Here is a 13095-nt window from a genome sequence, read left to right as displayed (position 1 = left end):
CGGAGACGGAAATTTCGGTCATGACGATGGCGAACCTCGACCAGCACAAGACCAAACTTCCTTGTACCGATGGCTTTGACCGCCTGCGCTCGGTGGGGTTGTGGACCGCGCCGACCAGTGGGCGGGTGGTATTGGTGGCACCACCGGCCGAGACGGCCCTGTTGACTCCGGCTCAGGCTCGGGCCTTGAGCACCCGGCTCGACGAGCTAGCAACGGTCGTTGAGGCCCAACATGCCGATTTGGTCCGGGTTAGCCGGGACCGCGTCGCGCAGCGCCGATCGGGGGTGGCGTAAGCCGTGGACGCCACCCCGCAAGCTCGGCCCGCCCCGCTGATCTACGGCTACGTCTGGTCTGCCCGCGACCAGCCGGAGCGCGTCGCTGACTGTCAGGAAGCCTTGCGCCAGTGGAGTGCTCGCCGAGGTTGGGTACTGGGCGCGATCTTCACCGACATTGGTGCGCCCCTCGACAGCGCCGACCGGATCGGGTTCCGCGGCTTGCTCGATGCCTTGAGCCTGCCCAACGCGGCGGGCATGGCGGTGCTGGATAGCGGCCACTTGTCGCCCAGCGCGAACGTGGTCCTTGAACAGGTGCGTCAGGTTCGCCATTTGGGCGCGGCTGTGTTCGTCAGGGACGGGGGCTTGCCCGAGGCCGCTGCCAAGCTCTGCCAGCAGCAGGGGCAGCGGACCCCATGACCCTGTTGCTCGTCACAGTGGTGGCCATGGCGGCCTATGTATTCCTGGCCCGACTGGCGTACATATTCGTCACGCGCCTGCGCGAGGTGCACCGGTGACCTTCGACCAGTGGCATGACGAACTGGTGCTCATCACTGAGCTATCCAAGGTCAACCGGCAGATCGGGCAGTACGTGTTGCGGGCCCTCGATGCTGATGCGAAACGAGCCGCGCCGACGCCGCCCGACGCTGAACACGCCCTCGGAGAGTACCTCGCCGCATTGGGCCAGCAGCTGCAGGAGCGAGCGACACAGCGGACTGCGGACTCTGGCCGCCTAGTCATTGAGGGAATCAGCACGGACGAGCCGGAGCAGCACGCCGATACGGCATGGACGCAACCATGGGACGACACGACCGACCGTCGCACACTTCCGAACGTGGGGCCCTCGTGACGGTGGCAGAACTGCTAGCGCAAGCAATCCAAGACGGCCAACCCGTCCGGCTGGCCTGGCCACAGGACGACCCCAACCGCCAAGCGGTGGCTGACGAGGAATGGCCCACCAGCGTGATGCCGCGAACTCAGTCTGACTAGGGCCCGCTGTCGGGCCGTTCTGACACGATGACTGGTACCGGGGACGGGGGTAACCATGGCGGGGGCCGGTGGTGTCGCGGCCGACCTTGAGCGGGGCATTAGCGCCCTGCCGGTCGAGCTGGTGGGCAATGCGCAGCAGCTGCTACGGGAAGCCTACGAAATCCTGGCGCCGGTGGCAGCGAGCAGCACACAGGCCGACATGCACCAGGCCGCCGCCGGACTCCAAAACGCGCTCGGAGAACTTGAGCGGGTCCAAGCCACCTTTATCGCGATTCGGTCGGCGGCCCGAGGCGTCATTGCCGCGCTGATAGGCGGAGACGGTGGGGCGGCTCCGGCAATCCCGCCGAAATCCGCCAAGATCAACAATCCAGCACTGTCGGTGGCGAAGCCTCGCGCGGATAGCCCGACCGACGAACGCGCCGCGGAACTGCTGGCCCAGTTGCCGGAGCGGGTCAACCCGGGAGACAAGACGTCCGGCTATTGGATCGACGAGGATGGCCAGGAGCATGGGCCGCTGGTGAGCGGCGAAGACGAGGACTACCGGCGAGCGCTCGAAGTACTGCGAGCCATACAGGTTGGCCCACCCCGAGGCGCGATGTGGGCGACCGCGCATGTGGAAGTGAAGTTCGCCGTGCGTCTGCGCGAAAGTGAGCGTAAACAAATAACGCTGGTCATTAACAACACACCCTGTTTCCAGGGGCGGTTCTCCTGTGACCGGCTGTTGCCTCAAATCCTGCGGCCTGATCAAGAGGTTACGGTGTACTGGCCCGAGGGCAAACGAACATACCGAGGACGGAGGCCGTGACGGTGGGGTTTGTGCTGGAAGTGGCGTACCACAACGATGTGCCGGTGCAACCGCTCCGTACCGAGGCGGACACTGAGCGGTTCGTGGCCGAGCTGCTGGCGGCGGACCCGTTCCACCGTTCGGCCAGTGTCTACGCGATTGATGAGGACACTGACGCCGACCCGGACCACGAGATGATTGTCGGCGTGGACCCTGATCGTGGTGTCGGTGTCGTGCGCTACTCGGGTGGGGACGCTATCCCTGGTGACGACGCCGAGGAGTGGTTCAGCGTGGGCGACCCGGCTCAGCCCGGCGGCGTCGTGGAATATGCATACTTCGGCACCGGACACGAGTTTCCGGCTGACTCTGAGGTTCCGCTGAGCCTGGTCCGGCAAGCAATGGCGGAGCTCTTGGCGACGAGCGGGAAGCGGCCGAGTTGCGTTACCTGGCAAACGCGGGATTGAGGCAGCACCGCGATCACTGGGCGTTAGCCCACAACCACGCCCGGTGATACCGCGGCGACCGAGCGTGGTTTGAATGAGACCTATACGGTGGGCGCAGCAGGATTCGAACCTGCGACCGCTCGGGTGTAAACCGAGTGCTCTCCCGCTGAGCTATGCGCCCGCACGCCGGCGCCCGAAGGCACCGGTCGTGGAAGAACTTAACCCTTGAGCGACGAGACGGCCTTCTTCCAGGCGTCCTGGTCGCGGGCTTCGCCCGGGGCGTTGATCTCGGCGAACTGGACGACGCCCTCGGTGTCGATGAGGAACGTGCCGCGGTTCGCGAGGCCCGCGGCCTCGTTGAACACGCCGTACTCCGTGGCGACGGCGCCGTGGGGCCAGAAGTCGGACAGCAGCGGGAAGGTGTAGCCCTCCTGCTCGGCCCAGGCCTTGAGGCTGAACGGGGTGTCGACGGACACGCCGATGACCTGGACGTCGCTGTCGGTGTAGGTCGACAGCTCGTCGCGCACCTGGCAGAGCTCACCGGTGCAGATGCCGCTGAAGGCGAACGGGTAGAACACCAGCAGGACGTTCTTGGAACCCTGGAAGTCCGACAGCTTCACCGGCTGCTTGTTGTAGTCGTTGAGCGTGAAATCCGGAGCCTTCGACCCGACCGCGACTGCCATGACCCGGCATCCTCCTGGGAATTGGGGCGCGCGTGGGCGCCCGCCAATCGTGCGTGTGGTTCCAACCCTAGGCCACCGGCAGGCGACGGCACCGTGATGTCCACCTCGTGGACCGGGAGGCCCCTGATGTAGGGGCCTCCCGGTCGCATGAGGTCAGCGCTTGGCTTTGACCGACTTGGGCGACACCAGCCTCGTGCCGGACCAGTCGGGTCCGACGCTGATGCTGGAGGTCTGTGCGAGTCCCGCGGTCGGCACCGCCTCGGCGATGTCGCTGGGCTCGACGTGTCCGTCGCGGCCCGTCTTCGGGGTCAACACCCAGATCACGCCGTTCTCGGCGAGCGGGCCTATGGCGTCCATGAGTGCGTCGACAAGATCGCCGTCGTCCTCACGCCACCACAGCAGTACGACGTCGACGACATCGTCGGCGTCCTCATCGAGGAGATCGGAGCCAATTCGCTCCTCGATGGCGGCACGGAGATCGTCGTCTACGTCCTCGTCCCAGCCGATCTCCTGGACAACGGTGCCTTCTTCGATCCCCAGTTTGTCGGCGACGCCGGCATTGCCGGTGTCTCCCGCGGCCACCACGGTGTCACTCCTCCAGTTGATTTCGCACGGTCATCAGAGCCCATCTTGGCCTGTCCGACCGCGTAACGCCTCTTCGGTTAGGCGATAGCGAACACTGAGTGTGGCCACCTGCGCAACCGTGGAGTCTCCGACACGCCGCAAACAGGCCTTCGCGGCTGCTCCGGAGCGTGTCCTGGCACCCGTACTGACCAGTAACGATGACGGCGGCGTCGATTCAGACGAACATGGCAGAGTGTCCCCTCGCGCGCGTTAACGCGCGCGCGATTTATATACACCTTCGAAGCAGGCTGGAGCTCGAGTTGCCCACCCAGAACAGCAACCCAGGCACTCCCGAGCGCGTGCGCGTGATCCGCGACGGGCTCGCGGCGCATCTGCCGGACATCGATCCGGAGGAGACGTCGGAATGGCTGGAGTCGTTCGACGCCGCGCTCAAGGGCGGCGGGCAGCAGCGTGCTCGGTACCTGATGCTGCGGCTGCTCGAGCGCGCCCGTGAGAGCCACGTCGGCGTCCCGTCGCTGACGAGCACCGACTATGTCAACACCATCCCGACCGACCGCGAGCCGTGGTTCCCCGGCGACGAGGAGGTCGAGCGCCGCTACCGGGCGTGGGTCCGGTGGAACGCGGCGATGACCGTGCACCGCGCGCAGCGGCCCGGCGTGGGTGTCGGTGGTCACATCTCGACGTACGCCTCCTCAGCGGCCCTCTATGAGGTCGGCTTCAACTGGTTCTTCCGGGGCAAGGACCACCCCGGCGGCGGCGACCACATCTACGTCCAGGGCCACGCCTCCCCCGGCATCTACGCCCGCGCGTTCCTCGAGGGCAGGCTCTCCACCGCGCAGCTCGACGGGTTCCGCCAGGAGCTCTCGCACGCGGGCCCCGGCGGCGGCCTGCCGTCCTACCCGCACCCGCGGCTGATGCCCGACTTCTGGGAGTTTCCGACCGTCTCCATGGGCCTCGGCCCGATGAACGCCATCTATCAGGCCCGCTTCAACCGCTACCTGCACGCCCGCGGCATCAAGGACACCTCCGACCAGCGCGTGTGGGCGTTCCTCGGCGACGGCGAGATGGACGAGCCCGAGTCGCGCGGCCTGATCCACGTCGCGGCCAACGAGGGCCTGGACAACCTGACCTTCGTGATCAACTGCAACCTGCAGCGGCTTGACGGTCCGGTCCGCGGCAACGGCAAGATCATCCAGGAGCTCGAGTCCTACTTCCGCGGCGCGGGCTGGAACGTCATCAAGGTCATCTGGGGCCGCGAGTGGGACTCGCTGCTGCACGCCGACCGCGACGGCGCCCTGGTCAACCTGATGAACCAGACCCCCGACGGCGACTACCAGACGTACAAGGCCAATGACGGCGCGTTCGTCCGCGAGCACTTCTTCGGCCGCGACCCGCGCACCAAGGCGCTGGTCGACCCGATGTCGGACCAGGACATCTGGAACCTCAAGCGCGGCGGCCACGACTACCGCAAGGTCTTCGCGGCCTACCAGGCGGCCACCGAGCACCACGGCCAGCCGACGGTGATCCTGGCCAAGACGATCAAGGGCTACAACCTCGGTCCGCACTTCGAGGCGCGCAACGCGACGCACCAGATGAAGAAGATGACCCTGGACGACCTCAAGCAGTTCCGGGACACGCTGCGCATCCCGATCGAGGACGCGGAGCTGGAGAAGGACCCGTACCTGCCGCCGTACTACCACCCCGGCCAGGACTCGCCCGAGATCCAGTACCTGCAGGAGCGCCGCCGCCAGCTCGGCGGCTACCTGCCCGAGCGCCGCTCGAAGGCCAAGGCGCTGGTGCTGCCCGGCGACCAGGTCTACGACGTGATCCGGCGCGGCTCCGGCAAGCAGGACGTCGCCACCACGCAGGCGTTCGTCCGGCTCGTGCGCGACCTGGCCAAGGACAAGGAGATCGGCGCGCGGATCGTGCCGATCATCCCGGACGAGGCCCGCACGTTCGGCATGGACTCGATGTTCCCGACCCAGAAGATCTACAACCACCAGGGCCAGCTCTACACCTCGGTGGACGCCTCGCTCATGCTGTCCTACAAGGAAAGCGAGTCGGGCCAGATCCTGCACGAGGGCATCAACGAGGCGGGCTCGACCGCGTCGTTCACCGCTGTCGGCACGTCGTACGCCACGCACGGCGAGCCGATGATCCCGATCTACATCTTCTACTCGATGTTCGGCTTCCAGCGCACCGGCGACGGCCTGTGGGCCGCGGCCGACCAGATGGCGCGCGGCTTCGTCCTGGGCGCCACGGCGGGCCGCACGACGCTGACCGGTGAGGGCCTGCAGCACAACGACGGGCACTCGCTGCTGCTGGCGGCGACCAACCCGGCGGCGGTGTCCTACGACGCGGGCTGGTCCTACGAGATCGCGCACATCGTCAAGGACGGCCTGCGGCGGATGTACGGCGAGCAGGCGGAGGACATCTTCTACTACCTGACCGTCTACAACGACCCGTACCAGCAGCCGGCGGAGCCGGAGAACCTCGACGTCGAGGGCCTGCTGCGGGGTCTCTACCGGTACCTGGACGCGCCCGAGGGCTCCGGCCCGCGAGCGCAGGTCCTCGCCTCCGGTGTGGCGATGCCGTGGGCGGTCAAGGCCCAGCAGATGCTGGCCGAGGAGTGGGGCGTCCAGGTCGACGTCTGGTCGGCCACGTCCTGGTCGGAGCTGCGGCGCGAGGCGGTCGACATCGAGCGGCACAACATGCTGCACCCCGAGGCCGAGCCGCGGGTGCCGTACGTGACGTCGGTGCTCAAGGACAGCCCCGGGCCCGTGGTCGCGGTGTCGGACTGGATGAGCGCGGTGCCGGACCTGATCCGCCCGTGGGTGCCGACCGACATGACCACCCTGGGCACCGACGGGTTCGGCTTCTCCGACACCCGCCCGGCCGCCCGCAGGCACTTCCTCGTCGACGCCGAGTCGATCACCGTCGCCGTCCTGGGCGCGCTGGCCAGGCGCGGCGAGGTCGACCAGTCGAAGGTCGTCGAGGCGGCACGCAAGCACCGCATCGACGACGTCACCGCCGCGGGCCCCCAAACCTCCGACCCCGGCTCCGCCTGACCAACCCGCGAGTCGCCCCTTCCAACAAGCGAGTCGCCCCTCCAGGCGAACGAGTTCGACATTCGCACAGGCGCGAATGTCGAACTCGGCTGCCGGAGGGGGCGACTCACTTGCCTGGCGGGGCGACTCGCGGGTGGGTGGCGGTGGTCTCCACCATGGCGGCCCAGTCGCGGCGCGGATCGTGGATCTGGCCCAGCGAGACCACGTCACGGCGGAGCAGGAAGGCCATCAGCCAGTCGGCCAGGACGCGGACCTTGCGGTTGAGCGTCGGCACCCGGGTGACGTGGTAGGCGCGGTGCATGAGCCAGGCGATCACGCCGCGCAGCCGGATGCCGTAGATCTCCGCGACTCCCTTGTGCAGGCCCAGACTCGCCACCGAACCGGCATGGGAGTGCTTGTACGGCTTGGGTTCACGGCCACGCAGTGAGCGGATTACGTTGTCCGCCAACAGTTTCGCCTGCCGCACGGCGTGCTGAGCGCTCGGCGCGCACCATGCGCCCTCGGCCGAGAGGTCGGGCACGGCGGCGCTGTCGCCCGCGGTCCACATTCCCTCGTAGCCCGGCACGCGCAGCGTCGTCGAGGCGACCAGCCGACCACGCGGATCGACCGGCAGCCCACTGGCCTGGGCCAGCGGATTGGCCCGGACGCCTGCCGTCCAGACGACGGTGTCGGCGTCGAACTCCTCGCCGTCGCTGAGCACGACGTGCCCGTCGACCATGCTGGTCACCGTGGTGTTCAACAGAACCCGCATCCCGCGCTTCTCAAGCCGCCGCACGGTGTACTCGGCAAGGGAAGGGCTGACCTCGGGCATGATCCGGTCCGCCGCCTCGACGAGCACCCACCGCATGTCCGACGGAGCCAACTCGGGGTAGACCCGCAGGGCGAACCGGGCCATGTCCTCCAACTCGCCGAACGCCTCCACCCCCGCATAACCGCCGCCTACGACGACGAACGTCAGCGCACGCCTGCGGACTTCGGGATCGGTCGCGCTCGCGGCCACGTCGAGGCGGGAGAGCACCTGGTTGCGCAGGTAGATGGCCTCACCGACTGTGGAGAACCCGATCGCGCACTCGGCCAGCCCCGGCACGGGCTGCGTGCGCGCCACCGACCCGGCGGCCAACACGATCACGTCGTAGGGCAGTTCGGTCGGCACGCCCTCGGCGGGCACGACCGTCGCCACCTTCCGCCGATGATCGACCCCGGTGACCACGCCCGTCACCACCCGGCACCCGCGCAACACCTTGCGCAGCGGCACCACCACGTGACGCGGCTCGATGGAACCGGCCGCCGCCTCCGGCAGGAACGGTTGGTACGTCATGGTCGGACGGGGGTCGACGACAGTCACGGTCGCCTCACCGCCCCGCAACTTCTTCTGCAAACGGTACGCGGCGTAGAGGCCCACATAGCCTCCGCCGACGATCAGGATGTGCGGTCGCTCGGTCATGCCACGAGCGTCTCCCCGCCAAGCCCGAAGATCATCCCGCTGGGGAGCGAACCCCACTCCCCCACAGGTGTGAGCCGGTCCCAGCCCGCACAGGACCAAAGTCCCGGCACGAAAACGGCGGCGCCAGGCCGAAGCCCGACGCCGCCGCGAAAACCCGACTACCGACGCGAATCGTGCGCCGGACGGTCCATCGTCGCCTCGACGTTGGGCGGAGTCTCCACCCGCGGCCGCGGCGCGTGGTCAGTCGTGCCCATCTGCGACTGCGCGCGCTCGAGCCAACCACCCCACCGCTCCGACATGGGCTTGATGAGGCCACCGCCCAAGCCGACGATCAGGATGCCGCCGATGGTCGCCAACACCGTGATCAGCACCGGCATGGTCACCGTCGTCGCGATGTTCACCTGGTTCAACGCCGCGATGACACCGAACGCGATGATGAAGACATACGCGATGGTGCCCATCATCGGACCGAACGGCCGGTTGCCCAACGCGCTCGTGATCAGGTCGCGAACAACCTTGCCGACCGCCGCCGCCACGATGAGCAGCACAACCGCCACGACAATCCGCGGCAGGAACGCGATGACATCGTTGAGCAGCGCACTGACCGGGTTCGACTCACCGAACACGCCGAACGCCAACTGCAGAGCGATCAGCAAAATGAAGTAGTAGACCAACTTCACCAGGATGTTGCCGACATCAACCCCGGAATTGCGGGCCAGACCGGACATCCCGGTCTTCTCCATCAGCTTACCGAAACCGAGCTTGCCCATCACCATGGACAAACCCTTGGCCACAGCCTTCGCGATGAGCCAGCCGATCAAAAGAATGATGAGAAAGCCGAGGAGCTTCGGCACGAACGTGGCAACCATCGACCACGCCGCACCCAACCCTTCCCGCAGTTCCGCACCCATGATGTGTACCTCCTAGGCCCCCGACGGGCAGATCTCTGTCCTGGGAGATCGTTTCCCACGTCACCCGCCCAAGCAACCGCAACACATCCCACGAATGGGTTAAAACCACCGAATCGCATGGCACCACCGCCAAGATCTATCCATAGTGGAACCACCGGTGGGGACCGGGGAGATGGGCCGCCCGGCATCGAGCGCACCGAAATTGCCGGGCGGCCCGCCCGATTCCGCTTCCATGTTCGCGGAATGCGCTCACCGGGGGGATCGGGCGTCATTTGCCCCTGGGGGGCGACCCCCCAGACCCCCACGGTGCGATCGGTGGCCATTCCAGCCCTGCCGGACCATCCATTCCAGCCCTGCCGGACCATCAGGGTGGGCTCGCGCTTTGCGCATCGAGTGGGGCTCGCGCTGCGCGCATCGGGGATCTACCGCGTCGGGGATCTACACGGCCAATTCTTGATTGCGTGGGTGTGGGTTAGGTCAGGTGGGTTAGGTCAGGTGGTTTTGGATGGCGGTTGTGGCGGCGGCGGTGCGGGAGTGGACGCCTAGTTTGGTGAGGATGTTGCTTACGTGGCGGTGGACGGTGCGTTCGCTCAGGTGGAGTTCCGTGGCGATCTGGGCGTTGGTTTGGCCGTCGACGATCAGGCGTAGGACCTCGGTCTCCCGTGGCGTCAGGCCGGAACCAGGGTCAAGCCAGTCGGACAAGAGGTTCTGGGTGCGGTCCGCGTCCGGGCGGGCTCCCAGGCGGGTGAAAGTTGCGTTGGCGGCGTGGAGTTCCATGCGGACGCCGTCCTCGTCGCCCAAGGCGTGGCACGCCTCCGCGATGCGTACTCCGACTGTGGCCGCCTCGTAGGGCGCGCCTAGTTGGCGCCAGCCGTTGACTGCGTCCCGCAAGTGCGCGAGGGCGTCGGTTGGGCGGTTTTCGGCCAGCGCGAGTGACCCGCGGGCCGCGGCCACAGTGGATCGTGCGGCTGTTGTGGGGTAGATGGTGGCGGTTCGCTCCATCTCGGCGAGGGCGTCCTTTGCCGAACCGACCCGGCCCGCGGCGATACCGACCTCCACGGCCGCGGGGAGGAGCGCGAACCGGTCCGCCGCGAAGTGGCGCTCGGCGAGTGCCCGGTGCAGACCGGTGTCCGCCGCGACCACCTCGCCCTGGCTCAGCCGGTGCAGTGCCAACCCCGGCTGCGCCACGCGACCGAAGACCATGGCCTGTTGGTAAGCCTCCTCGACCCCCGGATCGCCTTGCAGCCTCCGCGATTCGCCGAGTTCGTACCAGGCATGACCGACCACCAACTGCCCATCGACAGCCAGGTCACGGCACGCCTGCTCAAGCTCAGCCGCCGCCCGTGACCAGTCCCCGCGCAAACGCATCAGGAGCGCCCGGTAGATCCGGCAGTTCCCGAAATAGGCGCCACCAAGCCGGGGCAACTCGCCGAGCCACCTGTCGAGAGCGACCGACCACTCCGCCGCGCGGGCGATCTCATGGACCTCATAACAAGTTCCGATCGCGGCGCAATACATGACACTGGTGGCCCGAGGCGAGGTCGTCCGAGTGAGAATCCGGACCATCGCCTCGTCAAGCAGCGCCAACCCGCGCTCCAACGACCCAAGCTTGAGGATCGCCCGACCACGCATCGTTGTCGCGATGGTGACCAAGTCGATGTCGCCACAGCCCAGGCCCAACTCGGTCGCGCGGTGCAAGACCGCCTCGGCGGACGCGTAGTCGCCTGCCGCGATGCACCGGTAGGCCTCGGGGATCAACGGCCAGCCGTACTCTCCCGCCTGCCGTGCGGCGGCCAGACCGCGGGCCCGCTCGACCCAGCCCGCCGCGATGGCGAACTCGCCGCGCGTGAAGACGTGAGCACTCCAGAGCCAGTACGCGGTGCGCGTGGCCTCGTGGACCTCGCCCGCCTGAGCCCGCAGCTCGAAACACCGGGCAAGCACATCGATCGCCTCGTCGACCCGACCGATGACCTGCGCGGACTCGGCCCAGCACTCGAGATCCCGAATGCCCAGGGGCGCGACCCGATCAGCCGCGGCGTAGTCCTCGGATGCCTCGACCCACCGTGACCCGCGGTGGTGCTCGCGGGCGGCGTCACGACGGCCGAGGTGCTCGTTCACCGCCTTGCCTCGCCGCTGATCCCGCCAGGCAGTGCCGCGCTGGGCAGAAATACCCATGACCCGCGGGCGAGGTCGGCCCGGTCTGCCGAAGCGACGCCATCCGGGTGGCGCCGATGCTGGATCGGACGACCCACCCCGTCAACGCACCGACCCGAGGAGGACACCATGGCCACACCGTTCATCTTCATCGGCACACACAAGATCAAGCCCGGCAAGCGCGAGGCGTTCAAGGCGTACTTCGCGAAGTTCTGCTCCGAAATCGTAGAGCCGCAGGAGCCCCGGCTGCACTCCTTCTACGGCTACGCGGCGCCGGAGTCCGACCTGGTGACCGTCGTCCAGATCCACCCGGACGCCGATTCCATGGCGACCCACCTGAAAGTCGGGGTGGACCACTTCATCGAGGCCTACACCGAATACCTCGAACCTGAAAGCACCCAACAGGTCTACGGCACCCTCACCCCGGAGCTGACTCAGGCGATCTCGTCCCTGATGCGCAGCGACGGAAGCGACGAGAGCGTGACCATCCGCGAGCCCTTCACCGGATTCGACCGGCTGCCTCAGCGGTGAGGGGCAGGTCGCAGCCGGAAAATGGGTACAGTCGAGGGCATGGGGACTGGGAGCGGGGTGAGGACGCGGCTCACGTTCATGCTCGCCCTGTTCCTGCCCGCGCTCTTCCTGGCCCTTCCCGCCGCGGGCGACCTGAACCCGCTGGCGCTGGCCGCGGGCCTCGCCGCCGCCCTGATCGTGTGTGTCACTCACGTCCGGGTCGAACCTGACGCCGCTCCCGCCCTGGTGCGGACCGTCAGCCTGCGCGAACAAGCCCGGCTCGCCGAAGTCCTTCGGCTCCATGACCCGGGCACACCGGGAAGCCCCCGACCACGAGCTCCGTCACTGGGCGCCGCGGCCGCCTGATCGCACGGGCGGCCGCTTCCGCCTGTCCGAAAGCCGCCTCCCACGTGACGGAGTGACCCTCGATGTTCGACGTCTTTCTCTACCCTGTTTCGGCTGTCCTCTGGTTCTGGCACCTGATCTTCAACACCCTCCTTGGCCCTGGTGGGGCCGCCTGGGTGCTGGCTGTCGTCTTCCTCGTCTTCACCATCCGCGCCCTGCTGGTCCGGCCCGCGCTCAGCCAGCTCCGGGCCGCGCGGCGGGCGCAACACCTCGCGCCGCAAGTTCGGAAGATTCAGGAGAAGTACCGGTCCGACAAGGAGCGGATGGTCCGGGAGATCCAGAAACTGCACGCCGACAACGGCAGCAGCCCGCTCGGCGGCTGCCTGCCCGCGCTGCTGCAGATCCCCGCCTTCCTGAGCCTGTTCTGGGTCCTGCGCGGGTTCACCCCCGGCGCCGAGTCCAACTACGTGTTCGACCGCGCGGGTGTGGACTCGTTCCTCAGCGCGGACCTGTTCGGCGCGGGGCTTGGCAACTGGCTCAGCCAGCCCGCCGCCGACCTCGTCGCCTCCGGCACCGACCTGGCGCACATGATCGGCGTCGGGGTGCCGCTCATGCTCGTGGCCGGGCTCGCGACGTTCCTGACCATGCGCATGGGCCTGCGACGCCAGGACACGACCAATCCGCAGCTCGCCGCGGTCAGCAAAGCGATGATGTACCTCGCGCCAATCGGGATGCTGGTCTCCGGGGCTTTCTTCCCGGTGCCTATCGGCGTGCTGCTCTATTTTCTCGCGAGCAACCTGTGGACCTTCGGACAGCAGCACGTGCTCACGAACCTTGTGGACCGCGAAGAACGACGGCAAGCCGCCGACCGGCGCTGAGCGGCCGGACACGAAGACCGTGTGGGAG

Annotated in this window: 14 protein-coding genes and 1 tRNA gene; 9 read left to right on the top strand and 6 right to left on the bottom strand. The window is 67.6% G+C overall.

The window, feature by feature from the left end; all coding sequences use genetic code 11:
* Positions 1–20 precede the first annotated feature (20 nt).
* From C8E96_RS18550 to C8E96_RS18530, 5 genes are all read left to right on the top strand, one after another.
* Positions 21–293: a hypothetical protein gene (locus C8E96_RS18550; RefSeq protein ID WP_091371843.1), complete on the top strand. Its 273-nt coding sequence runs from the start codon at positions 21–23 to the stop codon at positions 291–293.
* Between the two features lie 3 nt (positions 294–296).
* The gene (locus tag C8E96_RS18545) at positions 297–692 is read left to right on the top strand and encodes a recombinase family protein (RefSeq protein WP_091371845.1); all 396 of its coding nucleotides are present in this window, start codon (positions 297–299) and stop codon (positions 690–692) included.
* 94 nt (positions 693–786) lie between these two features.
* Complete coding sequence (locus C8E96_RS18540) at positions 787–1122, top strand: hypothetical protein (RefSeq protein WP_091371847.1); 336 nt, start codon at positions 787–789, stop codon at positions 1120–1122.
* A gap of 195 nt (positions 1123–1317) precedes the next feature.
* Positions 1318–2067 (top strand): DddA-like double-stranded DNA deaminase toxin, encoded by a 750-nt coding sequence (locus tag C8E96_RS18535; protein ID WP_091371850.1) that lies wholly within the window; start codon positions 1318–1320, stop codon positions 2065–2067.
* Positions 2064–2510 (top strand): Imm1 family immunity protein, encoded by a 447-nt coding sequence (locus tag C8E96_RS18530; protein ID WP_166658043.1) that lies wholly within the window; start codon positions 2064–2066, stop codon positions 2508–2510. Before C8E96_RS18535 ends, C8E96_RS18530 begins: the two co-directional genes overlap by 4 nt.
* A gap of 88 nt (positions 2511–2598) precedes the next feature.
* On the opposite strand, the gene C8E96_RS18525 is transcribed toward C8E96_RS18530, so the two are convergent.
* From C8E96_RS18525 to C8E96_RS18515, 3 genes are all read right to left on the bottom strand, one after another.
* Positions 2599–2670 (bottom strand) — tRNA-Val (locus C8E96_RS18525).
* Positions 2671–2707: 37 nt separating this feature from the next.
* Positions 2708–3172 (bottom strand): peroxiredoxin, encoded by a 465-nt coding sequence (locus C8E96_RS18520; RefSeq protein WP_091371855.1) that lies wholly within the window; start codon positions 3170–3172, stop codon positions 2708–2710.
* Positions 3173–3325: 153 nt separating this feature from the next.
* On the bottom strand, positions 3326–3757 hold the full coding sequence (locus C8E96_RS18515) for a DUF3052 domain-containing protein (protein WP_091371858.1): 432 nt from the start codon (positions 3755–3757) through the stop codon (positions 3326–3328).
* A 299-nt stretch (positions 3758–4056) separates the two neighbouring features.
* Between C8E96_RS18515 and aceE the strand changes: the two genes are divergently transcribed.
* Positions 4057–6825: a pyruvate dehydrogenase (acetyl-transferring), homodimeric type gene (gene aceE / locus C8E96_RS18510; RefSeq protein WP_091371860.1), complete on the top strand. Its 2769-nt coding sequence runs from the start codon at positions 4057–4059 to the stop codon at positions 6823–6825.
* A 106-nt stretch (positions 6826–6931) separates the two neighbouring features.
* Here the strand turns inward: aceE and C8E96_RS18505 are convergent, their stop codons facing one another.
* From C8E96_RS18505 to C8E96_RS34120, 3 genes are all read right to left on the bottom strand, one after another.
* Positions 6932–8269: an NAD(P)/FAD-dependent oxidoreductase gene (locus tag C8E96_RS18505; protein ID WP_091371863.1), complete on the bottom strand. Its 1338-nt coding sequence runs from the start codon at positions 8267–8269 to the stop codon at positions 6932–6934.
* Positions 8270–8427: 158 nt separating this feature from the next.
* Positions 8428–9180, bottom strand: a complete 753-nt coding sequence (locus tag C8E96_RS18500) for a mechanosensitive ion channel family protein (protein ID WP_091371866.1) — start codon at positions 9178–9180, stop codon at positions 8428–8430.
* 486 nt (positions 9181–9666) lie between these two features.
* Positions 9667–11298, bottom strand: a complete 1632-nt coding sequence (locus C8E96_RS34120) for a helix-turn-helix transcriptional regulator (RefSeq protein ID WP_228769749.1) — start codon at positions 11296–11298, stop codon at positions 9667–9669.
* Positions 11299–11463: 165 nt separating this feature from the next.
* Here C8E96_RS34120 and C8E96_RS18490 point away from each other — a divergent pair, with 165 nt between their 5' ends.
* The 3 genes from C8E96_RS18490 to yidC all read left to right on the top strand — a co-directional run bounded on the left by C8E96_RS18490 (position 11464) and on the right by yidC (position 13067).
* A complete protein-coding gene (locus C8E96_RS18490) occupies positions 11464–11865 on the top strand; it encodes a hypothetical protein (protein ID WP_091371872.1) in 402 nt (133 codons plus the stop codon).
* A 39-nt stretch (positions 11866–11904) separates the two neighbouring features.
* Positions 11905–12210, top strand: a complete 306-nt coding sequence (locus tag C8E96_RS18485; protein ID WP_091371875.1) for a DUF6412 domain-containing protein — start codon at positions 11905–11907, stop codon at positions 12208–12210.
* A gap of 62 nt (positions 12211–12272) precedes the next feature.
* Positions 12273–13067, top strand: coding sequence for a membrane protein insertase YidC (yidC, locus tag C8E96_RS18480; protein WP_091371878.1), 795 nt, complete (start codon positions 12273–12275; stop codon positions 13065–13067).
* Positions 13068–13095 lie beyond the last annotated feature (28 nt).

The sequence above is a fragment of the Actinokineospora alba genome (assembly GCF_004362515.1).
Lineage (GTDB): Bacteria > Actinomycetota > Actinomycetes > Mycobacteriales > Pseudonocardiaceae > Actinokineospora > Actinokineospora alba.
Note: the sequence above shows the minus strand (reverse complement) of the source record. Positions and strands in the feature narration are given on the sequence as shown.

Coding starts and splice junctions, on each gene's coding strand:
- C8E96_RS18485 (WP_091371875.1), top strand. CDS start 11,905: ATGGGGACTGGGAGCGGGGTGAGGACGCGGCTCACGTTCATGCTCGCC.
- C8E96_RS18520 (WP_091371855.1), bottom strand. CDS start 3,172: ATGGCAGTCGCGGTCGGGTCGAAGGCTCCGGATTTCACGCTCAACGAC.
- C8E96_RS18535 (WP_091371850.1), top strand. CDS start 1,318: ATGGCGGGGGCCGGTGGTGTCGCGGCCGACCTTGAGCGGGGCATTAGC.
- yidC (WP_091371878.1), top strand. CDS start 12,273: ATGTTCGACGTCTTTCTCTACCCTGTTTCGGCTGTCCTCTGGTTCTGG.
- C8E96_RS18505 (WP_091371863.1), bottom strand. CDS start 8,269: ATGACCGAGCGACCGCACATCCTGATCGTCGGCGGAGGCTATGTGGGC.
- C8E96_RS18550 (WP_091371843.1), top strand. CDS start 21: ATGACGATGGCGAACCTCGACCAGCACAAGACCAAACTTCCTTGTACC.
- C8E96_RS18490 (WP_091371872.1), top strand. CDS start 11,464: ATGGCCACACCGTTCATCTTCATCGGCACACACAAGATCAAGCCCGGC.
- C8E96_RS18500 (WP_091371866.1), bottom strand. CDS start 9,180: ATGGGTGCGGAACTGCGGGAAGGGTTGGGTGCGGCGTGGTCGATGGTT.